The sequence below is a fragment of the Limnohabitans sp. genome (genome assembly GCF_030158565.1).
Taxonomy (GTDB): Bacteria; Pseudomonadota; Gammaproteobacteria; order Burkholderiales; family Burkholderiaceae_C; genus Limnohabitans_A.
In genome coordinates this window covers 16,976-40,700 of the sequence record NZ_JAOASQ010000031.1, presented here as the reverse complement: position 1 = coordinate 40,700, position 23,725 = coordinate 16,976, and the positions used below count along the sequence as shown (strand labels likewise).

The following is a 23,725-nucleotide window of genomic DNA, read 5'->3' as shown; positions in this document are numbered from 1 at the left end:
CATGAGCACCAGCAGCACAGCCAGCGCCAGCTTCGGTCGGCGCTTTTTGGACGGTTTGTACCTCTTAGGAGGCAACCTGGCCGCCCTGTGCGTGCTGGCCATTTTGGTCTTGATGATCGCCGCATCGGTCGGTCGCGTGTTCGAGTGGCGCGTGTCCTGGGTCAACGACATCGTGGCCTGGCTGTGTGCGGCGGCGGCCTTTTTGGGCATGGCCTATAGCTTCCGCAACGGCGACTTTGTTCGGGTGACGCTGGTGCTCGAATCGGTGTCTGCGCCTGTGCGCCGCTGGCTGGAGTTGATCTCGCTTTCGGTGGCCGCCGTGGCCATTGGCTACCTGGGCTACTGGGCAGCGCGCTTCACCTGGGAGAGCTACGAGTTCAACGACATCGCGGGCAATATGGTGGCGATCCCGATCTGGATTCCGCAAATGAGCTTTGTCGTCGGCTCGGCCATTTTGGTGATCGCCGTGCTCGACGAGTGCGTGTGCGTGTTCCGGGGCGGCAAGCCCAGTTATGTGGCGCGTGTCGAAGAACGGCACGCCCGTGGTGATTTTTCTGAGGAATTGTGATGGGCCTGCTGGAAATCGGAGGCCTGCTCCTCTTTTTGATGTTGTTGATGCTCAGCGGCGGCGTGTGGATCGCCATGACGCTGGCCATTGTGGGCTGGGTCGGCCAGGCGTTTTTCACCAACACCCTGCCCGGCAAGAACCTGTTTTCCTCGTTCTGGGAAACCTCGGCCAGCTGGGAACTCGCAGCCTTGCCCATGTTCATCTGGATGGGCGAAATTTTGTACCGCACCAAGCTGTCCGAGCAGATGTTCGACGGCCTTTCGCCCTGGCTGTCCAAAGTGCCGGGGCGCTTGATGCACACCACCATTTTGGGTTGCGGCATTTTCGGCTCGGTTTCGGGCTCGTCTGCGGCCACCTGCGCCACCATTGCCAAAGTGGCCCTGCCCGAGCTGGAAAAGCGCGGCTACGACCGCAACATCGCTCTGGGCTCGTTGGCCGCTGCGGGCGGTCTGGGCATTTTGATTCCGCCGTCCATCACCATGGTGGTCTATGCCGTGGCGGCCGACGCCAGCGTGATCCGCTTGTTCCTCGCAGGCTTCTTGCCCGGCTTCTTGCTGATGGGGCTGTTCTCGGGCTACATCGTCTGGTGGAGCCTGCGCAACCCCGACAAAGTGCCCCCAGCCGAAGCGCCCACCACCTTCATGGAAAAAATGCGGCGCTCGGGCAGCCTTATCCCGTGCTCGCTGCTCATCGTGTTCATTGTTTGGGTGCTCGTGGCGGGCATCGCCACCGCCACCGAATGCGCGGCTTACGGCGTGCTGGGTTCGTTGGCGATTGCAGCCGCCGGGCGCAGCCTCACTTGGCAGAATTTTTGGCAAGGCCTGGTGGGCGCCACGCGGGTGAGCTGCATGATCATGTTCATCCTGGCGGGCGCGGCCTTCTTGACCAAGACCATGGCCTTCACCGGCATCCCGCGTGAGCTGGCCGAGTTTGTGCACAGCATGAACCTCTCGCCCTTTGGCCTGATCGGCGTGCTGGTGGTGGTGTATTTGATTTTGGGCACAGCGCTTGACGGCATCTCGATGATCGTGCTGACCAGCGCGGTGGTGTTGCCCATGATCCAGAAAGCCGGTTTCGATCTGGTCTGGTTCGGCATCTTCATCATCATGCTGGTCGAGATCGCCGAAATCACGCCGCCTGTGGGCTTCAACCTGTTCGTGCTGCAAAACATGACCGGCATCGACAGCAACCGCATTGCCAAGGTGACCGTGCCATTTTTCGTTTGCATGATTGTGGGCATTGTGTTGATCACGGTCTTCCCGTCCATCGTCACCAGCGTGCCCGATCTCTTGATGGGCGTGGCCAAGTAAAACCGCCCGCCCACTCCGGTAAGATGCCGCGCTAGCCCCTGTGGCATGAAAGAGTGACGGATGTTCAAAAATGTGATGGTTTACCGCATCGGCGAGGGCTTTGCCCCCACGCTGGCGGAAGTGCAAGCGGCGCTGGAGCCCGCCCAGTTTGTGGAGTGCGGCGCCAGCCAGGAGAAATCCGTCGGCTGGATCCCCCCCCGAGGTGAGGCCTACGGTCCGCTGATCGAATCGGTGGGCGGTCAATGGATCGTCAAGCTGATGATCGAGTCCAAGGCCGTGCCCGGCAATGTGGTGCGCCGCAAAGCGGACGAGCGCATCGCCGAAATCGAAGCGGCCACCGGCCGCAAACCCGGCAAAAAAGAAAAGCGCGACATCATGGACGATGTGCTGATGTCGCTGCTGCCCCAAGCTTTTGCGCGCCAGTCCACCGTCATCGTGTGGATGGACCTGGAAAACCGCCGCCTGGTGCTCAACGCAGGCAGCCAAGGCAAGGCAGACGAAGTCATGTCGGCGCTGATGAATGTGTTGGCTGGCCTGTCGGTCTCACTGATCCAGACCGTGACCTCGCCCCAAGCCGCCATGACCCAATGGCTGCTGGCCCCCACCGAAGACGAATGGCCCGCCGACCTGACGGTGGAGCGCGAAACCGTGCTCAAGTCCACCGGTGAAGACGCGGCCAGCGTGCGCTTCACCCGCCACCACCTGGCCAACGACGACGTGCGCAAGCATGTCATGGAAGGCAAGCTGCCCACCCAGCTGGCCCTGAGCTGGGATGGCCGCGTGGCCTTTGTGCTGACCGAGACCTTGCAGCTGAAAAAAGTGCAATTCCTCGACGGCGTCATGGACGAGTCAGGCACCGACAAAAACGAAGACCGTTTCGATGGCGACGTGGCCCTGTCCACTGGCTTGCTCGGCCCCTTGCTGGACAGCCTGATCGAAGCGCTGGGTGGCGAGATGGAATTGGGCGCAGAGGCGGCACCCACATCACCGCCCGTCACCACCGAAGCGGCTGACGACGACCCGCCTTTTTAAGCACCACTGACCAGGAGTGAACATGCCCTCTGTGATCGCGATTTGTCTGGGTGCCTGTGTGGGCGCTTTGTCACGTTGGCAGCTGGGCTTGTGGCTCAACCCTGGCGCGGCCAGTGCGGGGCTCATGCCCTGGGGCACCTTGGCCGCCAACTTGATCGGCGGTTATCTGGTAGGCGTGTGTGTGGGCGTCTTTCAGCAATTGCCCGACCTCGATCCAGTTTGGCGACTGGCACTGGTCACAGGCTTTTTAGGCGCATTGACCACCTTTTCCAGCTTCTCAGCCGAAGTGGTCGCCATGCTGCAACAAGGACGCTATGCCTTTGCGGCAGGTACAGCATCGGTGCACCTGTTTGGCTCTTTGGCCTTGACGGTTTTGGGCATCAAAACAGTGACGCTGTTCTGGGCACGCTGACCCCTCACCCGCCACCCCGCTGCATCGTCAAATCAAAGCGCTTCATGAAGCGCTGACGCGCCTCTTCTTCCACGCCCTCGAACACAAAAGACACCGCCAGCCGCTGCAGGCGCAGCAGCGCGATCACGCGTGGTGGTAGCGGGTGCCATTGCAGTTGCAGAAGGCCGCCACCGATGTGCACCCGAGCCTGTCCGGCACCCAGCTCAAAGGCATGCTCGCCCAGTGCGCGGGGCAAGGCGCTTAACCATTCGGTTTCGGTGGTGCCCATGTCGCGCTCGAAGCGCTCGGGGTAGTAGGACTGCATGGGTCCGGTCGCAGCGTGTGCTTGGCTCAGCCACCGGCCACAGGCGGCCAGATGGCGAGCACATCGCCCTCCACCAAGGTGGTGGTGCCACGCACTTCGGGGGCGATGTACTTGCCGTTGACCAGCACCAAATGCACCAGCTTGGGCGGCATGCCAAAGGGCTCGATGATCTGGCTGATGCTCGCTTGAGGGTCCACCTCCAGCGGCATTTGGTTGCTGCGACGAACCTCCACTGGCAAGTAGTCGGTCAGGGTCGCGAACAGTTTGAAAGTGATCTGCATGCGGTGATTGTCGCTTCAGCGGCGACGCGCATCTTGCGCCCCGCTCCAGCCGCCTTGGCCTTGGGCACACGCCAGATAGGCATCCATCAGCTTGGTGGGGTCGTGCAGCAAGCGGTCTTTCCACTCGCCCAAACGCACCTGCCCTTCGACCAGGCCGCGCATCACACCCACGTGCTCGGTCCAGCCCACGCTGTTGCAACCCACCAGCACATCGCCCTTGAATTGCAGGCTCAGGTGACGGCCCGCGCTGGTGTCGGTCAACACCGCGTGTTCGCCGCCCGCCACGCCCTCCCAATTGCCAAAACTCGTCGAGATCAGGCCCAGGGTGTCGAGCACGTTGATCTGGGTCACGCCTTTGAGTTCAGCGTTTTGCCCGACCATGTTGAGCGCAGCCACACGGGCCTGCTCGGCGGCGTTGGGCTGAATGGCGCTCACGATGGTTTTGCCGCTGACCTTGTCGAAAGCCTCGGCGCAATCACCCGCCGCATAAACGCCGGGCACATTGGTTTGCATGCGGGCATCGGTCAGCACACCTTGCAAGCAAGTGATGCCGCTGTCCTGGAGGTAGCCGATGGCCGGACGCACGCCGGTGGCGCTGATCACCAGATCGGCCTCTATGGTCTGGCCCGTGGACAAGCGCACCCGCAAAGCGCCGCCGGCATCACCCGAAGACAACCCCACGGCGGACGCGAGTTTGACCAGCAAGCCTTGTTGAGCGCCAGATTCGATGGCCTCGACCTTGGCGCCAGTGAAGACCTGCACGCCCTTGGCCTCGCACCAGTCGCGGATCATGCCGCCAGCCACCGGGCCCATCATGCGCGGCACCATGCGGTCACCCATCTCGACCACGCTGAGCTTCACGCCCCGCGAAGCCAACGCTTCCATGATGATGCAACCGATGAAGCCTGCACCCATTTGCAGCACACGTGCGCCGGGTTTGGCCAGCGCCGCAATGGCACGGGCATCGGCCAACGTCCAGCACGGGTGCACGCCCGGCGAATCGATGCCGGGGATCGGCGGACGCACCGGGTGTGAGCCCGTGGCGATCAGCAACTTGTCAAAGCTGAGCGATGTACCGTTGTCCAGCAACACCGCCTTGGCCTTCGCATCCACCTTCCTCACTTTGGCCTTGACCTGCTGGATGCGCAGGTCGTCAAAGTGCGAGGCGCTCTTGCGCAAATACGTGCCGCGCTCGTCGATGTTGCCGATCAGCAAATATGGAATGGCCATGCGCGAATACGGCGCATCGGGCTCATCGCCCACCAGTGTGATGGTGTCAGCAGGGGCGTGCTTGCGGATGGTTTCTGCGGCGATGACGCCAGCGGGGCCTGCGCCCAAAATCACGTGATGGGTCATGGTGTGTACTCCAAAAAAGAAGCGACCTGTTCGGGCCGCTTCTTGATCTGTGTCCGGGTGCCTTACAGGCCCAGACGCTCCTTGGTGGCCAAGGTGGGTCGGCCTTCGCCGTCCCAGCCGCGTGCGTCGTAGTACTTGGGCAGCATCTCGTTCAACTTGCTGACCATGCCTTTGCCGGGGCCGGTTTTGGCGGCTTCGGTCATCAGGCGCTTGGGCAGGTTGTCGTCGGCCTTGGTGAAGCCTGCGGCGTTGTTGAACTCGCGCTCCATGTTCCAGATGCGCTCACCGATGTGGGCCAAGTGCTCCATGGTGAACTCTTCGCCGCAAGCGGCTTGCACCTGAGGGGCCACGTCGGCCAAAGTCCAGGCGAAGCTGGTGAAGATGCAGATACCGGCCGAGTCAAAGGCGGCAGTCGCGTCCTGGAAGGCCTTGACCAACTCGGGCTTGCCTTCGCTCTCGGTGGGCTCGGTTTTGACCGGGATGCCCAGCACTTCAGAGGCGATGGTGTAGCCGCGCAGGTGGCAAGCACCACGGTTAGAGGTGGCATAGGCCAAGCCAATGCCCTGGATCACACGGCCGTCATAGGCCGGGAATTCCTGGCCCTTGACGCTCATGGACAGATCGGGGTGGCCGTATTTGGCAGTCAAGCGCTTGGAGCCCAGGCCAATCTCCTTGCCAAAACCAACGCCCTTGGCGGTCATGTCGGCAAACTCGCACAAAGCCTGTGCCGAGCCGAAAGGCGCTTCGATGCCCAGCTGCTCTTTGGTCAGCACGCCCATTTCATACAGCTCCATCACGGCACCGATGGTGGCACCGAAGCTGATCGGGTCAAAGCCTTCTTCATTGCAAATCATGTTGGCGTACTGCAGCGCTTCGAGGTCTTTCACGCCGTTGGCAGCGCCCAGGGCCCAAGCCGCTTCGTATTCCAGACCGCCAGATGCGCCCCAGTACTCGGGCTTGTTCTTGACCGAAAAGTGGCCTTCGTCCATTTTGCTGATGCGGCCGCAAGCGATGGTGCAGCCGAAGCAGGCCTGGTTGGTCACCAGGTGCTTCTTGCCATCGGTTTCGCGCGGGGTGATCATCGCTTCGGCCGAGATGTCCTTGGCACTTTCGAACTGCACATCGCGGTGGTTGCGAGTGGGCAGGCCGCCGATCTCGTTGATCACGTTCATCAGCACCTGGGTGCCATAAGTGGGCAGGCCCTGGCCTGTGACGGCGTTGTCGGCCAGCACCTTTTTGGCGGCCTTGGCGGCGGCCATGAAAGCCTTGGGGTTTTGCACATTGCCCACGCCCTTGGTGCCGCGCACCGCGATGGCTTTCAGGTTCTTGCTGCCCATGACGGTGCCCACGCCCGAGCGGCCAGCCGCACGGTGCAAGTCGTTCACCACAGCGGCGTACAGCACGCCGTTTTCACCGGCCTTGCCGATGCTGGAGACACGCAGCAGCGGGTCTTGCAAGCTGGACTTGAGGATTTCCTCGGTCTTCCAGACGCTCTGACCCCAGAGGTGACCCGCGTCGCGCAGCTCAACCTCGTCGTCGTTGATGTAAAGGTAGACCGGCTTGGCCGATGCGCCTTCAAAAATGATCATGTCCCAACCGGCCATTTTCAGCTCGGCACCCCAGTAGCCGCCCGAGTTGGAGCAGGCGATGGCGCCAGTCAGCGGGCCTTTGGTGATGACGGTGTAGCGGCCGCCGGTGGAGGCCATGGTGCCGGTCAGCGGGCCGGTGGCCCAGATGATCTTGTTGTCGGCCGACAGCGGATCGACTTTGGGGTCGACTTCGCTGATCAGGTATTTACTGCCCAGACCGCGTGAACCCAGGTAGGCCTTGGCCCATTCCATGTTCAGCGGTTCGGAGTTGACGGTGCCAGCCGTGAGGTTGACGCGGAGGATTTTTCCAGCCCAAGACATGTTGATGCTCCTTGTGGTGGGGGGATTAACCGGCGGTCGGCTGGTTGCCCAGCTTGTCGGCCCACTGTTTCATTTTGTCGATGCCGGTCCAGTTGGCATCTACGAAGGTGATGGCGCCGGTCGGGCAGGCGTCGGCACAGGCCGGATCGCCACCGCACAGGTCGCACTTTTGCACCTTGCCGGTCTCTTGCACGTAGTTGATGGTGCCGAACGGGCAGGCGATGGTGCAGACCTTGCAGCCCACACAGGTGGACTCGTTGACCACTTTGGCGCCGGTGGCTTTGTCCACGGTGATGGCTTCCACAGGGCAGGCGTGCAGGCACCAGGCTTCGTCACACTGGGTGCAGGTGTAGGGCACTTTTTTGCCGGTGTGGTGGAAGTCGAACACCTTGATGCGCGACTTGGAGGTGGCGTATGTGCCGTAGTTCTCGAAAGAACAGGCCATTTCGCACTGCAAGCAGCCGGTGCATTTGTCCGGGTTGATGTGCAGGACTTTCTGCATGGAGGTCTCCTGGTGGTGTTGCAGCCTTTTCAAAGCCGCACTTATGAATCAGAATGCATAGCCATTGTTGATGTGACCTCTGCGCGACACCCCGAGTAGAAACCCTAGTTTCAGCAAGGTCTGCCTCAACAATTCTCAACTTGATACACACCCTGACATGTCACTGACCCAGCCTGCCAACGACCGCCTCTCGCGCATCGACCAAGCGCGGAACTTGGTGTTTCATGGTCAAGCCGCACCAGGAACCGAGGTTCCCCAGTGGGTCATGCAATCGTGGCAGCGCTGCCTCACGATGGGTCTGGAGCCCGAGCACAAAGTGGGCTTTGATGCCGTGTCGGCACAGCAGATGCGCCGTGTGCAAGAAGCCAGCTGGCCCTTGGTCCAGGCGGCGCAGCCGGTGCTGGCAGAGCTGGCCCGTGCCATTGCCGACATCCGTTACTTTGCGATCTTGACCAATGCCGAAGGCGTTGTGGTCGACGTCCACGGTCCAGTGGACCGGCAAGACCGCCGAGCCGATGTGATCGCCCGCGTGGGGGTGGACCTGTCCGAAAAATCGGTGGGCACCACCTCCATCAGCGCAGCACTGTCACAGCTTCAGCCCGTGTGGCTGCACCGCGGTGAGCACTTCTTCAAAGACACCAGTGTTTACAGCTGCGCTGGTGCGCCAGTGTTTGGGCCCGATGGCGTTTGCGCCGGCATGCTGGATTTGACCGGCGTGGAAACCGTGGAGCGCCCCGCCCTCAAACACCTGGTGCGCCGCTCGGCCCGAAGCATCGAAAACAGCTGGCTGCTGGCCACCTCACACGCCCTGGTTTTGCGCTTGAACTGGCCAGGCAACCAGCCCGGCGACGACAGCGACGGCCTGCTGACCTTGGACCCGGACGGACGCATCGTGGGGGCCAACCCGACGGCGCGTCAAATGCTGTCCATGCCCTCCGAGACCTCTGGTCAGACGCTGCACGCCAGCGATGTGTTTGCCACCGCTTGGCAGGGCTTGTTCGATGCCGCCAAGCACTCAGACAGCCCGAAAGAATTGCCCCTGTGGTCTGGCCTGCGCTTGCAGACCCAAGCCTTTGAAGCCGGCAAACAAGCGCCCGCAACGCACAGCCCGGTCATGCCAGCGCCAGGCAAGGCGCTCAAAGACGTGCAAACCCACATGATCCGGGAGGCCGTGAACCAGGCACGCGGCAATGTGGCCGAAGCGGCGCGGATCTTGGGCATCAGCCGCGCGACGGTCTACCGCAAACTGGGCAACCCCAAGGGCGACTGATTCACCCTCTTGGACGATTGGCTTATTTGCCAGCGTTCGGGAAGAACAGCTGCTCGCCACCGATTTTGTATTCGCTGATGTTTGTCTGACCTGCAGGCGAAATGATCCAGTCCACAAACTTCTGCGCATCAGCCTGCTTGACGTGCGCATGCTTGGCGGGGTTGACCACCATGACGCCGTACTGGTTGAACAAGCGGTTGTCGCCCTCCACCAAAATGGCCAAATCGGCGCGGTTCTTGAAGTTGAGCCAGGTGGCACGGTCGGCCAACACATAGCCGCCTGAAGACGCTGCGATGTTCAAAGCCGGGCCCATGCCGCAGCCGCATTCCTTGTAGCCGCTGCCTTTTTTGTCCGCCAGATTGGCCATTTTCCAAAAACGCAGCTCGGCCGCATGCGTGCCGCTCTTGTCACCGCGCGAGACAAAGGGCGCATTGCCTGCAGACAACTTGCTCAAAGCCGCCACGATGTCTTTGCCTTTGGTGCCTGCGGGGTCGGCCTTGGGGCCAATCAGCACAAAGTCGTTGTACATCACAGGCAAGCGCTTGAGGCCAAAGCCATCGGCCACGAACTTTTCTTCGGCCACTTGGTCGTGCACAAACACCACGTCAGCGTCACCGCGACGCGCCATGTCCAGCGCCTGGCCCGTGCCCAGCGCCACCACTTTCACGTCCAGCCCGCTGGCTTTTTTGAAGGCGGGCAGCAAGTGCGCGAACAAGCCCGATTGCTCGGTCGAAGTGGTGGACGACATCACGATCGATTGGGCTTGCGCCCAGACCGAGGTGGTGGCCAAAACAGCGCACACCAAGGCGCGACGGGTCTTGGAAGTTTTGAAAGTCATGAAAGTTCTCCTTGAACAAAAGCATGGGCTGCCGGGCTGCGCTTGGACAGCTCAGCGGCATTGAAAAAATCATCAACAGGCAAGTCCGCTTCGATGCGACCGCCCTGCAAATAGAGCACTCGACTGGCCAGGCGCTTGACCTGACCCAAGTTGTGACTGGCCCAGATCAAGGTCATGCGGCCATCGGCACCGTCCGTGAATTCAGCAATCAAGTTCTCCACTTCGCGCTTGGCATGTGGATCCAGGCTGGCGGTCGGCTCGTCCAGCAGCAGCACCTGTGGCTGGCGCGCCCAAGCTCGGGCGAGAGCCAAGCGCTGTTGCTGCCCACCCGACAGTTGGCGCCCCCCTTGGTGAGCCACACCCGTCAAACCGACTCGCTGCAAAGCCACAACCGCACGGGCCTTGGCTTGGGCCCACGACAAGCCCTGTCCACGGTCGAGCCAAAGCGCCAGCGCCACATTGTTCAGCGCCGAAGTGCGCAAAACGTGGGGCTTTTGAAACAACATGGCCTGACGCAACTCAGGATGCCAATGAATTTGCCCTTGGTGGGCCGGCAACAGGCCATGCAATGCACGCAGCAAAGTGCTCTTGCCCGAGCCATTCGAGCCCACAAGGGCCACGCGCTCACCCGGCTGGATCTGCACATCGATGCCATGCAGCACAGGGCTCGCCCCCAACTGCACACTCACCCCGTCCATTTGCACTGCGGCTCGCGCTCTGGTCATGTGACCCATCCTTTAGGGGTGTTCACGACTTGCCCTTGCCTGAATTCGGCCCACCGACGTACGGCCAGGACGAGCAAATTCAACAAGAGCACCACCCCCAACAAAACCAGCCCGAGCCCCAAGGCCAAGGGCAAGTCACCCTTGCTGGTCTCCAGCGCAATGGCCGTGGTCATGACACGGGTGAAGCCATCGATATTGCCCCCCACAATCATCACCGCCCCCACTTCGGAAATAGCACGGCCGAAAGCCGCAACGCCGATGGTCAGCAAGGCATAGCGCTCATCCCAGGCCAGCAGCACACCACGCAATCGAGGCCCGGCCCCCAGTGAAGCCCATTGTTCGCCGTGCTGGCGCTCCACATCCTCCACGACCTGACGGGTCAAAGCCGTGACCACCGGCAGCACCAAGACAAACTGGGCAAGAACCATGGCCTTGAAACTGAACATCCAACCCAAAAAGCCCAAAGGCCCGGTTCGTGACAACAGCAAATACACCACCAACCCCACCACAACCGAGGGCAATGCCAGCAAAGTGTTCAGTCCGATGAGCACCGCACCACGCCCGGCAAACCTGGCCACAGCCAGCCATGCGCCCAACAAAACACCCACGCCATACCCCAGCAAGCAAGCCGTGGCACTGACGGCGACAGACCGCCAGACCACCGCCCACAGGCCTGGATCCAGAGAAATGATGAGGTCGAACGCCGCCAAGGCGCTGTCGGTAAACGTATTCATAAAACAGCCTTGGATGCTATAGGAGCAATACGGCTTGGCCGTAAGGGATGTCCGCTATGAATTCAATTGCATACGCCAGACAGCCCCCTCAGATCACACCCGTTTTGATTCAGGCAAACTCCAAGCTGTGCGACACATTGATATTTCCTACAACTGGAGCCCCAACTCCAGTCCTGCGTTACTGCAAAACCAGACCTCACCGCTGCGCAACCCTTTGATGGATTTGCTACAGGCTGTGCGCAGTGCGGGCTCGATTTCGGCTGCAGCCAAAACAATGGGCTTGTCCTACCGCCATGTTTGGGGCGAACTCAAACGCTGGGAAGATGTGCTCAGCCAACCGCTCATCATTTGGGAAAAAGGCCAAGCCGCACAGCTGACCGAATTTGCCGACAAGCTCCTATGGGCCGAACGACAGGCACAAGCGAGGCTGACGCCCCAAATCAACGCTTTGCAAGCAGAGCTGGAAAAAACCTTTGCAGTGGCATTTGACCCCAGCAGCCATTTGCTGACGCTGTATGCCAGCCATGACGATGGTTTGCTTGGCCTGCAAAACCATTGCGCCAGACAATCGCTGCACTTGGACATGCGGTTTTGCGGCAGTGTCGATGCGATTCGCGCACTCAACGAGGGACGTTGCATGGTGGCAGGCTTTCATGCACCGGTTGAGCCTGACAGCGATTCGCTGGTGGCGCGCACCTACCGTCCCCTGCTCAAAAGAGGCCAGCACAAGCTGATCAGCTTCGCCAGACGCGATCAAGGCCTGATGGTCCGCCCGGGCAATCCCCGCCAGCTCACCTCCTGGCAAGACATGACACGCCCGGATGTTCGCATCGTCAACCGTGCACTGGGCACGGGCACAAGGCTGCTGCTGGACCAATGGTTGCAAAGTCACGGCCTGTCGGGCTCGGCCATCCGCGGCTACGAACACGAAGAAAGCTCTCACGCAGGTGTGGCCGCCTGCGTGGCTGCAGGCCGTGCCGATGTTGGATTGGGCATCGCCTCAGCCGCACGCGCACAAAACCTCGACTTCGTGCCTTTGACTCAAGAAAACTACTGGCTCGTTTGCCTCAAAAGCGCCCTGGATACGCCGCCCATCGGGCAACTGCTGTCGGTGCTGCAGTCACAGCCCTGGCAACAACAAATCAACCAGTTGGCCGGCTACCAGGCGCCCGCGGACTGTGGGCAGATCCAATCCTTGAAGCTTCGCTTGCCATGGTGGAATTGATGTCGGATGATCGGCCATACGTAGTACCACGTAGGCACGCCAAGCCAAGCTCGGAATTGAGGAGATTTAATTTCAAAGTGAGCAAATATCAGGCAAATATCGGTCGAGCCACAGACCTTCATTGTTAACATCGACAGGATTTGCCAAGTCTGCCCCTGTGGCATGGCTTTGTGCTTTTTTTATCTTGGTTAATTTGGAGACAATTTTGTCGACATTGCTTAAATTCGCCTTTGGTATCGATTGGCTCAACGACCGACTCGGTCGCCTGGCCACCTGGACCGTCTTGCTGGCAGCCCTCATCAGCGCGGGCAACGCCTTTGTGCGTTACGGCATTGACTGGAGCTCCAACGGCCTGCTCGAAATCCAGTGGTACCTGTTTGCCTGGATGGTCATGGTCGGTGCACCTTATGTCCTCAAAGTCAACGAACATGTGCGCGTGGACCTGGTCTACGGCAAGCTAACCGGCAACCGTCCTGTTTACGTGGACATCTTTGGCATCGTGTTCTTCCTGATGCCGGTCATGGGTTTTCTGGCCTGGTTGTCGTTTCCTTACTTTTGGAACACGTTGGTGACGGGTGAGCACAGCAGCAACGCAGGCGGTCTGATCCGATGGCCCGCCACTTTGGCCATGCCCCTGGGCTTTGCGCTGGTCTGGCTGCAAGGCCTGGCTGAGTTGATCAAGCGGGTGGCCTTCCTGCGGGGCCAATACGCCATGGACACGCACTATGAAAAACCACTGCAGTGAGCGGTAACGCCACAACTGCTCTAAGACTCGCTGCAAGGAAATAAAAATGCAAATGGAAAATTTTGCGCCCATCATGTTTGTGGGCTTGGTGTTCGTGATGCTGATCGGCTTTCCGGTCGCCTTCTCTTTGGCCGCGCTGGGCCTAGCCAGCGGTTTCTTCGCCATCGAAATGGGCTGGTTCCCCACAGCTTTTCTGGGCAATTTGCCCATCTCGATCTTTTCGATCCTGAACAATGACCTGCTGCTGGCCATCCCCTTCTTCACCTTCATGGGCACCATCCTTGAAAAGTGCGGACTGGCCGAAGACATGCTGGACGCCATGGGCCAATTGTTTGGCCCCATCAAAGGCGGTCTGGGCTACTCGGTCATCATCGTGGGCTTCATTTTGGGTGCCATCACCGGCACCGTGGCCGGTCAGGTCATTGCCATGGCCCTGATCTCTTTGCCCGTGATGCTTCGCTACGGCTACAACACCCGCTACGCCACCGGCGTGCTGGCGGCTTCGGGCACCATCACCCAATTGGTGCCGCCGTCGCTGGTGCTGGTGGTGCTGGCTGACCAGCTGGGCCGCCCCGTTGGCGACATGTACAAAGGCGCCTGGGGTCCATCCCTCATGCAGATCGCCATGTTCGCGATCTACACCTACGCCCTGGGTGTGTTCAAGCCCGAATACGTCCCCGGCGTGCCCAAAGAAGCCCGCACCCTGAACGGCTGGCCGCTGTGGCGCAAGTGCCTCAAAGGCATCATCCCCTCCGCTGTCTTGATCTTCACCGTGCTGGGCTCCATGGGCGGCTTGCCTTTCCAGGACCGCGCGATTGCCACACCCACCGAAGCCGGTGCCATGGGCGTGGTTGGCGCCTTGATTTTGGCAGCCATGCACAAACGCCTGACTCCAAAGCTGCTGTGGGAAGCCATGCACGGCACCATGCGCCTGACGGCCATGGTCGTGTTCATCCTGATCGGCTCGCGCGTGTTCAGCCTGGTCTTCCAGGGCGTGGACGGTGCCAAGTGGGTGGAGCATCTGCTGTCTGGCTTGCCGGGCGGCCAGGTGGGCTTTCTGATCGTGGTGAACGTCTTTGTTTTCTTCCTTGCCTTCTTCCTCGACTTCTTCGAGATCGCCTTCATCATCGTGCCCATGCTGGCACCTGTGGCCGACAAAATGGGCATCGATCTGATCTGGTTTGGCGTGCTGCTGTGCGTGAACCTGCAGACCAGCTTCATGCACCCGCCGTTTGGTTTTGCGCTGTTCTATTTGCGCGGCATTGCCGACACCATGTTCAAGGAAAAACGGATTGCCGAACCCATCAAGACCAACGACATCTACATGGGCTCCATCCCTTGGGTGATCATGCAAATCCTGCTGGTCGTGATCGTGATCTTTGTGCCCCAGTCGGTCACCGCCTTCCTGGACAAGCCCCAAGTCATTGACATGAACTCTGTTGTGCTGGAGGCCGCCCCGGCTCCCGACGATGCACCACCACCCGATGCCAATGCCAATCCGCAAGCCCAGGATGATCCGATGAAGGACATACCCGGCGCCAGCGACAAGAAGTAAATCTGGTCGTTGACAAGCACCTCGCCAGCACAGCTGCGAGGTGCTTTTTTCTTTCCCAAGCCCCCAAATGTCCTCTACAGAACACCCCGTGCCAGCACAACCTCTGCCCTACCCCTATCAAGCACCGGCGCAAGCCATGTCGGCATCGGCGTTCGGACCCGTCTTCAAAGCCATCGCCTGGTTCATTGTGCTGGCTTTGCTGGTCTGGTTCTGGCGGCTGGACATGGCATGGCTGTCTCGACAAGGCGCTTGGTGCGGCGTGGTCTGGGCCATGCTGTGCTTCATTGTTTGGCACATTCAGCGCAGCCGCATCCAACTGGACCATGAAGCGATTGAGCAAAGCTGGATGTGGCAGCGCCGCGTCGCGTTGCGTGAATTGGCCTACGTGAAAATCATGCGCATCCGGGGCCTGGAGCATCTGGTGGCACCCCGCATCTATGTGCGCAACCTGGGCGGCACATTCACCTTCTTCTACTGCCACGACCGCGTCATGCTCGAAGAATTCACGCGCTTGGCCCAGGCGCTGCGCCAGCACGAACAACGGGTATAAAAAAACCCGCCGGGCTTGCGCACGGCGGGTGGGTTCAGCGGGCTGAAAAAGCTCAGAGCTTTTGAGCCTGCATGAAGCTGTCGAAACGGGCTTCACCGAAACGGAACCACCAGTTTTGCTCAGCGCGGAACTTGGAGTAGTCGTCATAGACTTTCTTCCAGTTCGGGTTCTTGGCGCTCAGCTCGGCGTACACGTCTTGTGAGTGCTTGAAGGCCACATCCATCATGTCCTTGGGGAAAGGCAGGACCTTGGTCTTCTGGGCAGCCAACTGCTTCAAAGCGCCAGGGTTGTGTGCATCGTAGCGGGCCTGGATCTCGATGTGGGCCACAGCAGAAGCGGCTTCCACGATGGCTTTGTTCTCAGGCGACAGGGCGTCATAAGCCTTCTGGTTGACCATCAAAGTCAACTGAGGGCCACCTTCCCACCAGCCTGGGTAGTAATAGAACGGCGCCACTTTGTTCAGGCCCAACTTCAGATCGTCATAAGGTCCGATCCACTCGGCGGCATCGATGGTGCCTTTTTCCAGCGACTGGTAAATCTCACCAGCGGGAATGTTCTGGGGCACCACGCCCATGCGCTCGAGCACTTTGCCAGCAAAGCCACCCACGCGGAACTTCAGGCCCTTGAGGTCAGCAGCCGATTTGATTTCCTTGCGGAACCAGCCACCCATTTGGGTGCCCGTGTTGCCCATCGCGAAGTTCACGATGTTGTACTTGGCATAGTGTTCGCGCATCAGCTTCATGCCGTTGCCTTCGAACATCCACGCCGTCATCTGGCGGCTGTTCAGGCCGAAAGGAATGGCGCAATCCAGGGCGAAAGTCTCGTCCTTGCCAAAGAAGTAATAAGGCGCGGTATGAGCGCATTCCACGGTGCCGTTTTGCACGCCGTCGAGCACGCCGAAAGCGGGCATCAGTTCGCCAGCCGCGTGGGTGGTGATCTCGAACTTGCCGCCGCTCATCTCCTTGACCTTCTTGGCGAAGACTTCAGAGCCGCCAAACAAGGTGTCCAAAGACTTGGGGAAGCTCGAAGCCAGGCGCCAGCGAATGGCGGCTTGCGCATGCACAGCAGGCGCGATGCCTGTAGCCAAAACACCAGCGATACCGGCATTTTTCAGAATGGAACGACGATCCATGAATGGACTCCTTAAATGAAAAAGAACACACCCGAGTCTACCGGGCGCTGACAGTTGCGTCATTGGATATTGTAAAAACCTACACAGGGCCAAACAGGCCGGGTTTACCCTTCGATGCCGAATTGAAAAAATTTCACAGACGGCCTATGCCGACCGCCTGCCCGTCTTCCCAACTCAAAGCGGCCAAGTCACACATCAGCCCAGCGCTGGCGGATCGACGCCTCGATGCCCGCCGCATCCAGCCCCTGAGCGGCCAGCAGTTGGGCATGGTCACCGTGTTCAATGAACACATCCGGCAAGCCCAGCTGCAGCACAGGCCGCACCAAACCCAGTTGCTGCAAAGCTTCGGCCACGGCACTGCCCGCGCCGCCCATGATGCAACCCTCTTCCACCGTCACGATCTGCGCATGGTCTTGAGCGACCCGCTGCAACATCTCGGTGTCCAGCGGTTTGACCCAACGCATGTTGACCACGGTGGCATTCAGGGTTTCGGCCGCCTTCAAAGCGGGCGCGAGCAAAGAGCCGAAGGCCAGGATGGCAATGCGCTCGCCTTGGCGGCGGAGCTCGGCCTTGCCCAAAGGCAAGGCGTTCAGGTCAGCATCGGGCACAGCCCCCACGCCCGCACCGCGTGGATAGCGCACCGCCACCGGATGGTTTTGCGCGTAGGCCGTGCTCAGCAGCTGGCGGCATTCGCGCTCGTCGGCCGGGCAGGCCAGGCTCATGTTGGGAATGCAGCGGATGAAAGCGATGTCGTAAGCGCCCGCATGCGTGGCGCCATCGGCCCCCACGAGCCCTGCGCGGTCAATGGCGAACACCACCGGCAGGTTTTGCAAAGCCACATCGTGGATCAGCTGGTCATAGGCCCGCTGCAAGAAGGTGGAGTAAATCGCCACCACCGGCTTGAGGCCTTCGCAGGCCATGCCCGCAGCGAAGGTGACCGCGTGCTGCTCGGCAATGCCCACGTCGTAATAACGATCGGGAAACCGGCGGTGGAACTCCACCATGCCCGAGCCCTCGCGCATGGCGGGGGTGATGCCCACCAAGCGCTTGTCTTGCTGCGCCATGTCGCACAGCCACTGACCAAAGACCTGGGTGAAGGTGGTTTTGGCCGGTGTGGTCGATGGCACCAGGCCAACCGCGGGGTCGAACTTGCCGGGGCCATGGTAGGCCACCGGATCGGCCTCGGCCAACTCGTAGCCCTGGCCTTTTTTGGTGACCACATGCAAGAACTGCGGACCGTCCAGGTGCTTGATGTTTTCCAGCGTCGGGATCAGCGACTCCAGATCGTGCCCATCGATCGGGCCGATGTAGTTGAAGCCGAATTTTTCGAACAGCGTGGCGGGCACCACCATGCCCTTGGCATGCTCTTCGAGGCGCTTGGCCAGCTCAAACAGCGGCGGCGCGTTCTTGAGCACGTTCTTGCCCACATTTTTGGCGGCCGAATAAAACTTGCCGCTCATCAGCTGCGCCAGATAGCGGTTCAAAGCCCCCACCGGCGGGCTGATCGACATGTCGTTGTCGTTCAGGATCACCAGCAGCTTGCACTCTTCGACGCCCGCGTTGTTCAGTGCCTCAAAGGCCATGCCCGCCGTCATCGCGCCGTCGCCGATCACGGCGATCGAGTGGCGCGATTCGCCCTTTTGGCGGGCGGCCAATGCCATGCCCAAGGCCGCCGAAATGCTGGTGGACGAATGGCCCACACCAAAAGTGTCGTATTCGCTCTCGTCGCGGCGCGGAAAGCCCGACAAACCGTTCAACTGGCGCAAGCTGGGCATGCGCTCACGACGGCCTGTGAGGATTTTGTGCGGGTAAGTCTGATGCCCCACGTCCCAGACGATGCGGTCTTCAGGCGTGTTGAACACATAGTGCAAGGCCACCGTCAGCTCCACCGTGCCCAGGTTCGAGCTCAGGTGGCCCCCGGTCTTGGAGACGTTGTCGAGCACACAGGCCCGCAGCTCTTGCGCGAGGGCAGGCAAATCGGTGCGCGACAACTGGCGCAAATCGGCCGGAGACTGGATGGCGGGAAGGAATTCGGTCATGGCATCAATGGGTTCGCTGGACCACCATGTCGCACAGGCCGCGCAAAGCGGCCAGGCGTTCGGCGGGCAAGCCGGTATCTTGCAAGGCCTGTGCGGCCTGGGCCGCCAGCTTGTCGGCCAAGCGCTGCGCGGGCTCCAGGCCCATCAGCGCCACATAAGTGGGTTTGTCGGCAGCGGCGTCTTTGCCCGCCGTCTTGCCCAAGGTGGCCGAGTCGGCGGTCACATCCAGGATGTCATCGACCACCTGAAACGCCAGGCCCATGGCCTCGCCAAACTGCTGCAACGCCGCATGCGTGGAAGCCGAGACCGCCGTGCCGCAGGCAGCGCCCATCTGCACGCTGCACAGCAGCAGGGCCCCGGTTTTGAGGCGGTGCATCTGGCGCAGCTGCGCCTCGGTCAAGCGCTGGCCCACACTGGCCAGATCGATCGCCTGGCCACCGGCCATGCCCTGGTAACCCGATGCACGCGCCAGCAAGCCCACACAAGCGGCCTGCACAGAAGCGCTCACGCTGCCGTCTTGGGGGGTGAGGAATTCAAAGGCCAAGGTCTGCAAAGCGTCCCCGGCCAACAAAGCCTGGGCCTCGCCAAACTGCACATGCACCGTGGGCTTGCCCCGGCGCAGCACATCGTTGTCCATGCACGGCATGTCGTCGTGCACCAAAGAATAAGCATGGATCAGCTCAATGGCGCAGGCCGCACGCAAGGCCGCTGCCATGTCGCCACCCACCGCTTCGGCTGTGGCCAGCACCAGCAAGGGGCGCAGGCGTTTGCCGCCGTCCAGCACCGCATAGCGCATGGCCTGGCCCAAATCGGCGGGCGACTGTGCGGCGATGCCATCGGTCAAAGCCGCTTCCACACGCGCCAGATGCGGCTGCATCCAGGCTTTCAAATCAAACAGTGTGCTCATGCGCCCGTCCAGGGTTTGAGTTGGCCGTTGTCCAAGACCTTGATCTGGTCTTCCACCGCCTTGAGCTTGTCGCGGCAAAAACCGAGCAAGCTGGCACCGCGCTGGTAACCCGTGAGCAACTGGTCCAAAGGCATCTGCCCCGACTCCAGCTGGGCCACCAACTGCTCCAGCTCGGACAAAGCCGCCTCATAAGTGGCCGGCAAGTCCTGCACGGCGTCTGAAGTCTCGGTTTTGGAAGCCTTGGGCATGGGTGGTCCGCGCAAAAAGACTGATTTTAGGCGCATCCCCTGAGCCAAACTGACAGCCATGCACGCCTCAAGGACAAATCAAGGCCCAGCCGCCAACACGGCTCTGCCATGGCGAGCACGGCACGCCAACCCCCTCAAGGTACAATCACCGGTTCCCCGGCAGGCCTGTTCCTGCCGTTTTTTGCGCCCAAATCGCAGGATTTGGCGCTTTGTCCCTGCCCCTTCATAGGGGGAGTCTCTAGGTCAGGTCACCCATGTCTGATTTAAGTCTTCAACTGCAGCAGGCCGCAAGCCAACTACCAGTTTCCACTTATTTCGATGAGGCGCTGTTCCAGCGCGAATTGAAAACGCTCTTCCAGCAAGGCCCCCGCTACGTGGGCCACCAACTGGCAGTGCCCAATCCGGGCGACTACTACGCCCTGCCCCACGAGGGCGAAGGCCGCGCCTTGGTGCGCAACGCCCAAGGCGGGGTGGAGCTCGTCTCCAACGTCTGCCGCCACCGCCAGGCCGTGATGCTGAACGGCCGGGGCAACCTGGCCACACAGCAAAAAGGCAGCGCGGGCGGCAACATCGTCTGCCCCCTGCACCGCTGGACCTACGCGCCCAACGGGCAACTGCTGGGCGCACCGCACTTCTCGCACGACCCCTGCCTGAACCTGAACAACTACAAGTTGCAAGAGTGGAACGGCCTGCTGTTTGAAGACAACGGCCGCAGCATCGCCTCCGACCTGGCCGGCATGGGCCCACGCAGCCAACTGGACTTTTCGGGTTACGCGCTCGACCGCGTCGAGCTGCACGAGTGCAACTACAACTGGAAGACCTTCATCGAGGTCTACCTTGAGGACTACCACGTCGGCCCCTTCCACCCCGGGCTGGGCCAGTTCGTCACCTGCGACGACCTGAGCTGGGAGTTCAAGGAACACTATTCGGTGCAAACCGTGGGCGTGTCGGGCGGCTTTGGCAAGCCCGGCTCGGACACCTACAAAAAGTGGCACGAGGTGCTGCTGAAGTACCGCAACGGCCAACTGCCCGAGCGCGGCGCGATCTGGCTGACCTATTACCCGCACATCATGGTCGAGTGGTACCCGCATGTGCTGACGGTGTCCACCCTGCACCCGATCAGCCCCAGCAAGACGCTGAACATGGTGGAGTTCTACTACCCCGAAGAAATCGTGGCGTTTGAGCGCGAGTTCGTCGAAGCCCAGCAGGCGGCCTACATGGAAACCTGCATCGAGGACGATGAAATTGCCGAACGCATGGACGCGGGCCGCAAAGCCCTGCTGGCACGCGGCGACAACGAAGTGGGCCCCTACCAAAGCCCCATGGAAGACGGCATGCAGCACTTCCACGAGTGGTACCGCCGCCAGATGAACACGCGCTGAGCCGACTGCCCCGATGCAAGCCTCCTGGATGATCCTGGCGTCGCTGTTCTTTGCGACCATGAGCGTGTGCATCAAGTTCGCAGCCAGCCACTTCAACACCTTTGAGCTGGTCTTCTACCGAGGCCTGATCGGCATGGTCGTCATGGCCAGCCTGTGCCGGGCACAGGGCGTGTCCATCCGCACGCCCGTGCCGCTGATGCACGTCTGGCGCTCGGTCATCGGCGTGGCTTCTTTGTCCGCCTGGTTCTACGCCATTGCCCACCTGCCCCTGGCCACCGCCATGACGCTCAACTACATGAGCGGCGTCTGGGTGGCGGCCTTTTTGGTAGGCGGCACCTTGGTCATGGGCCGCCTGCAAGACGCCAGCCGCCAAGGCCCCGTGGTGCTCACCGTGCTGACGGGTTTTGCCGGGGTGATCATGATCTTGCGCCCCACCATCGAACAAAACCAACTGTTTGCCGGCGTGATCGGTTTGCTCTCGGGCCTGGGTGCGGCCATGGCCTACATGCAGGTGGCGGCTCTGGGCCGCATGGGCGAGCCCGAGTCGCGCACCGTGTTTTATTTCTCGATCGGCACCACCATCGTGGGCGGCACGGCCATGCTGTTCACCGGCGCCAGCGACTGGGTCTGGCCGCATGCGCTGTGGCTGCTGCCCATTGGCCTGCTGGCCGCATTGGGCCAGCTGTGCATGACCAAGGCCTACACCCGGGGCGCCACCATGCTGGTGGCCAACTTGCAATATTCGGGCATTGTGTTTGCCGCGCTGTACGGCCTGTTCTTGTTTGGCGACCTGATCCCGCTGATTGGCTGGACCGGCATGGCCCTGATCATCGCCAGCGGCATCGCCGCCACCGCCCTGCGCAAACGCGCCCTGCCCCAAGCCCCCGCTGAAGAACACTGACACAGGAGATTGACCATGTACCCCTTGCTGATCACCGCCGCCCAATTGCAAGCCTTGAAGCAGTCAGGGCAGAACTTGGCCTTGCTCGACTGCAGCTCGGACCTGATGAAGCCCGAGACGGCAGACAGCATGTTCGAGTCAGAGCACATTGCCGGGGCCCTGCAAGCGCACCTGGACCGCAACCTCAGTGCCCACCATGACGCAGACGCCGTCAATGGCGGCCGCCACCCTTTGCCCGCCCGCGAAAAAGTGGCCGCCTGGTTGGGCAGCCAAGGCATTGGCAACGACACCCAAGTCGTGGTGTACGACCGCCAAGCCGGCAACTACTGCGGCCGCCTGTGGTGGATGCTCAAATGGCTGGGCCATGACGCCGTGGCCGTGCTCGACGGCGGCCTGCAAGGCTGGAAAGCCGCTGGCGGCGCTGTGGCTTCAGGCCCCGCCCAAGCGGCTGGTGCAGCCGTCAACTTTGCCGTCAAAACGCCCTTGCGTCAGTTGGTGATGATCGACAGCGTGGTGGAACAACTCGGCCGCCCCACACAAACCGTGGTCGACGCACGCGGCGCCCCGCGCTACCGTGGCGAGGTCGAGCCGCTGGACCCGATTGCGGGCCACATTCCCGGCGCACTCAACCGCCCCTTCACCGACAACTTCACCCCCGAAGGCTTCTTCAAAAGCGCCGACGTGCTCAAGGCCGAATGGGACAAAGTCTTGTCAGGCCGCAGCGCCAGCACCGTGGTGCACCACTGCGGCAGCGGCGTGAGCGCCGTGCCCAACCTGATCGCCATGGAGCTGGCGGGCTATGGCCCCACAGCGCTGTACGCAGGCAGCTGGAGCGAATGGAGCCGCACCCCCGGCCTGCCCTGCGCCCAAGGCTGAACGACCGGCTTTTGAGCGGCTCAGCCCCGGTGGGCCAACAGGCTCACCGCCATGACCATGGCCATGCCGCCCACCAACCAAATGATTTGCGCGGCCGTCTCTTTGGCGCTCAGGCGCTTTTGCAACTGCGGAATCAAGTCGGCCAGCGCCACATAAATGAAGCTGCTGCTGGCCACCACCAAAAAGTAAGGCAAGGCGCCGTGCAAGGCATCGACCAGCACATAGCCCACCGCCCCACCCAAAGCCGTGATGGCACCGGCCATCGACACCTTGAGCACCGCCGCCTGGCGGTTGCTGCTGCCTTGGCGCAAAACCACCAAATCGCCCATGTGGTGCGGCACCTCGTGGGCCAGCACGGCCAATGCCGCGATCACGCCCAACTGCAAATCGGCCATGAAGGCCGACGCAATCAAAATGCCATCGCCAAAGCAATGCACGCTGTCGCCCGCCAGCACCGCCCAATGACCTGCTGAGCGCTCACCGCCGTGGGCATGGCCTGCATGGTCGTGGCCCGCATGGTCGTGGTGTGCGTGGCCATGGTGGGCATGGCCTGAATGGTCATGGTCGTGGTGCCCGTGGTGGTGTTCATGCCCGTGGTGCCACAGCTCTGCCTTGTCGAGCAAAAAGAAAAAGACCAAGCCCAAAAGCAGCGTCAAAAACAGCGCATGCGGCCCCACATCGGACTCGAACGCTTCGGGCAGTAAATGCAAAAACGCCGTGGCCAGCAAAGCCCCTGCGGCCAAACTCAGCATGTGCTGCGTGTAACGGCTGATCACGCCAAAGCTCAGCCAGGCCGCCAACCAAACACTGCCGATACCGGCCACCAAGGTGCCGATCAAAATTGCCAATAGAGTCATTTTTCCATCCGGGGTGAACCACGCACCCCCAAAACAAACCGCCCCAAAGGGCGGTTTTTCATCCAT

General features: G+C 61.2%; 25 protein-coding genes. 12 read left to right on the top strand and 13 right to left on the bottom strand.

Translation table 11 applies throughout. The features are described 5' to 3' along the window. The first annotated feature begins 1 nt into the window (after nucleotide 1). The 4 genes from Q1W40_RS06750 to crcB are packed head-to-tail and all read left to right on the top strand — an operon-like array spanning nucleotide 2 to nucleotide 3,322. Complete coding sequence (locus Q1W40_RS06750) at nucleotides 2–568, top strand: TRAP transporter small permease (RefSeq protein ID WP_300710255.1); 567 nt, start codon at nucleotides 2–4, stop codon at nucleotides 566–568. After that, a complete protein-coding gene (locus Q1W40_RS06745; protein ID WP_300710253.1) occupies nucleotides 568–1,878 on the top strand; it encodes a TRAP transporter large permease subunit in 1,311 nt (436 codons plus the stop codon). Before Q1W40_RS06750 ends, Q1W40_RS06745 begins: the two co-directional genes overlap by 1 nt. A gap of 60 nt (nucleotides 1,879–1,938) precedes the next feature. Beyond that, entirely contained in the window at nucleotides 1,939–2,910 is a 972-nt protein-coding gene (locus Q1W40_RS06740; RefSeq protein ID WP_300710251.1) for a recombination-associated protein RdgC, read from the top strand. A gap of 22 nt (nucleotides 2,911–2,932) precedes the next feature. Continuing rightward, on the top strand, nucleotides 2,933–3,322 hold the full coding sequence (crcB, locus tag Q1W40_RS06735; RefSeq protein WP_108325985.1) for a fluoride efflux transporter CrcB: 390 nt from the start codon (nucleotides 2,933–2,935) through the stop codon (nucleotides 3,320–3,322). Between the two features lie 4 nt (nucleotides 3,323–3,326). Here crcB and Q1W40_RS06730 read toward each other — a convergent pair whose 3' ends face one another. From Q1W40_RS06730 to Q1W40_RS06710, 5 genes are all read right to left on the bottom strand, one after another. Further along, the gene (locus tag Q1W40_RS06730; RefSeq protein WP_300710248.1) at nucleotides 3,327–3,626 is read right to left on the bottom strand and encodes a hypothetical protein; all 300 of its coding nucleotides are present in this window, start codon (nucleotides 3,624–3,626) and stop codon (nucleotides 3,327–3,329) included. Between the two features lie 26 nt (nucleotides 3,627–3,652). Beyond that, nucleotides 3,653–3,907, bottom strand: coding sequence for a MoaD/ThiS family protein (locus tag Q1W40_RS06725; RefSeq protein ID WP_283225446.1), 255 nt, complete (start codon nucleotides 3,905–3,907; stop codon nucleotides 3,653–3,655). A gap of 15 nt (nucleotides 3,908–3,922) precedes the next feature. Further along, complete coding sequence (locus Q1W40_RS06720) at nucleotides 3,923–5,263, bottom strand: FAD-dependent oxidoreductase (protein ID WP_300710243.1); 1,341 nt, start codon at nucleotides 5,261–5,263, stop codon at nucleotides 3,923–3,925. A gap of 62 nt (nucleotides 5,264–5,325) precedes the next feature. Further along, the gene (locus Q1W40_RS06715) at nucleotides 5,326–7,173 is read right to left on the bottom strand and encodes an aldehyde ferredoxin oxidoreductase family protein (RefSeq protein WP_300710242.1); all 1,848 of its coding nucleotides are present in this window, start codon (nucleotides 7,171–7,173) and stop codon (nucleotides 5,326–5,328) included. A gap of 25 nt (nucleotides 7,174–7,198) precedes the next feature. Continuing rightward, the gene (locus Q1W40_RS06710; protein WP_108311570.1) at nucleotides 7,199–7,675 is read right to left on the bottom strand and encodes a 4Fe-4S dicluster domain-containing protein; all 477 of its coding nucleotides are present in this window, start codon (nucleotides 7,673–7,675) and stop codon (nucleotides 7,199–7,201) included. 157 nt (nucleotides 7,676–7,832) lie between these two features. Between Q1W40_RS06710 and Q1W40_RS06705 the strand changes: the two genes are divergently transcribed. Further along, nucleotides 7,833–8,945, top strand: a complete 1,113-nt coding sequence (locus tag Q1W40_RS06705) for a helix-turn-helix domain-containing protein (protein ID WP_300710239.1) — start codon at nucleotides 7,833–7,835, stop codon at nucleotides 8,943–8,945. A gap of 22 nt (nucleotides 8,946–8,967) precedes the next feature. Here Q1W40_RS06705 and Q1W40_RS06700 read toward each other — a convergent pair whose 3' ends face one another. The 3 genes from Q1W40_RS06700 to Q1W40_RS06690 are packed head-to-tail and all read right to left on the bottom strand — an operon-like array spanning nucleotide 8,968 to nucleotide 11,242. Next, nucleotides 8,968–9,783 (bottom strand): substrate-binding domain-containing protein, encoded by an 816-nt coding sequence (locus tag Q1W40_RS06700; protein ID WP_300710237.1) that lies wholly within the window; start codon nucleotides 9,781–9,783, stop codon nucleotides 8,968–8,970. Next, on the bottom strand, nucleotides 9,780–10,508 hold the full coding sequence (locus tag Q1W40_RS06695) for an ATP-binding cassette domain-containing protein (protein WP_108326141.1): 729 nt from the start codon (nucleotides 10,506–10,508) through the stop codon (nucleotides 9,780–9,782). The genes Q1W40_RS06700 and Q1W40_RS06695 overlap by 4 nt, the downstream gene beginning before the upstream one ends. Next, nucleotides 10,505–11,242, bottom strand: coding sequence for an ABC transporter permease (locus Q1W40_RS06690; protein ID WP_108325980.1), 738 nt, complete (start codon nucleotides 11,240–11,242; stop codon nucleotides 10,505–10,507). Before Q1W40_RS06690 ends, Q1W40_RS06695 begins: the two co-directional genes overlap by 4 nt. A gap of 127 nt (nucleotides 11,243–11,369) precedes the next feature. Between Q1W40_RS06690 and Q1W40_RS06685 the strand changes: the two genes are divergently transcribed. From Q1W40_RS06685 to Q1W40_RS06670, 4 genes are all read left to right on the top strand, one after another. After that, entirely contained in the window at nucleotides 11,370–12,467 is a 1,098-nt protein-coding gene (locus tag Q1W40_RS06685) for a substrate-binding domain-containing protein (protein WP_300710234.1), read from the top strand. A gap of 205 nt (nucleotides 12,468–12,672) precedes the next feature. Continuing rightward, nucleotides 12,673–13,212 carry a TRAP transporter small permease subunit gene (locus Q1W40_RS06680; RefSeq protein WP_300710231.1) on the top strand — a complete coding sequence of 180 codons (540 nt, stop codon included), beginning with the start codon at nucleotides 12,673–12,675 and terminating at the stop codon, nucleotides 13,210–13,212. Nucleotides 13,213–13,258: 46 nt separating this feature from the next. Further along, nucleotides 13,259–14,767 carry a TRAP transporter large permease subunit gene (locus Q1W40_RS06675; protein WP_108325976.1) on the top strand — a complete coding sequence of 503 codons (1,509 nt, stop codon included), beginning with the start codon at nucleotides 13,259–13,261 and terminating at the stop codon, nucleotides 14,765–14,767. Nucleotides 14,768–14,855: 88 nt separating this feature from the next. After that, nucleotides 14,856–15,317: a hypothetical protein gene (locus Q1W40_RS06670; RefSeq protein WP_300710228.1), complete on the top strand. Its 462-nt coding sequence runs from the start codon at nucleotides 14,856–14,858 to the stop codon at nucleotides 15,315–15,317. 52 nt (nucleotides 15,318–15,369) lie between these two features. On the opposite strand, the gene Q1W40_RS06665 is transcribed toward Q1W40_RS06670, so the two are convergent. The 4 genes from Q1W40_RS06665 to Q1W40_RS06650 all read right to left on the bottom strand — a co-directional run bounded on the left by Q1W40_RS06665 (nucleotide 15,370) and on the right by Q1W40_RS06650 (nucleotide 19,643). Further along, entirely contained in the window at nucleotides 15,370–16,449 is a 1,080-nt protein-coding gene (locus Q1W40_RS06665) for a TRAP transporter substrate-binding protein (RefSeq protein ID WP_300710226.1), read from the bottom strand. Between the two features lie 188 nt (nucleotides 16,450–16,637). Beyond that, the gene (gene dxs, locus Q1W40_RS06660) at nucleotides 16,638–18,488 is read right to left on the bottom strand and encodes a 1-deoxy-D-xylulose-5-phosphate synthase (RefSeq protein WP_300710225.1); all 1,851 of its coding nucleotides are present in this window, start codon (nucleotides 18,486–18,488) and stop codon (nucleotides 16,638–16,640) included. A gap of 4 nt (nucleotides 18,489–18,492) precedes the next feature. Beyond that, nucleotides 18,493–19,395, bottom strand: a complete 903-nt coding sequence (locus Q1W40_RS06655; RefSeq protein WP_300710223.1) for a polyprenyl synthetase family protein — start codon at nucleotides 19,393–19,395, stop codon at nucleotides 18,493–18,495. After that, nucleotides 19,392–19,643 carry an exodeoxyribonuclease VII small subunit gene (locus Q1W40_RS06650; protein ID WP_108325966.1) on the bottom strand — a complete coding sequence of 84 codons (252 nt, stop codon included), beginning with the start codon at nucleotides 19,641–19,643 and terminating at the stop codon, nucleotides 19,392–19,394. The genes Q1W40_RS06655 and Q1W40_RS06650 overlap by 4 nt, the downstream gene beginning before the upstream one ends. A 254-nt stretch (nucleotides 19,644–19,897) precedes the next feature. Here Q1W40_RS06650 and Q1W40_RS06645 point away from each other — a divergent pair, with 254 nt between their 5' ends. From Q1W40_RS06645 to Q1W40_RS06635, 3 genes are read left to right on the top strand one after another with little or no spacing between them, the layout of a single operon-like run. Then, nucleotides 19,898–21,025: an aromatic ring-hydroxylating dioxygenase subunit alpha gene (locus Q1W40_RS06645; protein WP_300710219.1), complete on the top strand. Its 1,128-nt coding sequence runs from the start codon at nucleotides 19,898–19,900 to the stop codon at nucleotides 21,023–21,025. A gap of 13 nt (nucleotides 21,026–21,038) precedes the next feature. Continuing rightward, on the top strand, nucleotides 21,039–21,926 hold the full coding sequence (locus Q1W40_RS06640; RefSeq protein WP_300710217.1) for a DMT family transporter: 888 nt from the start codon (nucleotides 21,039–21,041) through the stop codon (nucleotides 21,924–21,926). A gap of 15 nt (nucleotides 21,927–21,941) precedes the next feature. Further along, complete coding sequence (locus Q1W40_RS06635; RefSeq protein WP_300710215.1) at nucleotides 21,942–22,802, top strand: sulfurtransferase; 861 nt, start codon at nucleotides 21,942–21,944, stop codon at nucleotides 22,800–22,802. A 20-nt stretch (nucleotides 22,803–22,822) separates the two neighbouring features. Here Q1W40_RS06635 and Q1W40_RS06630 read toward each other — a convergent pair whose 3' ends face one another. Continuing rightward, a complete protein-coding gene (locus Q1W40_RS06630; RefSeq protein ID WP_300710213.1) occupies nucleotides 22,823–23,659 on the bottom strand; it encodes a ZIP family metal transporter in 837 nt (278 codons plus the stop codon). Between the last annotated feature and the right edge of the window lie 66 nt (nucleotides 23,660–23,725).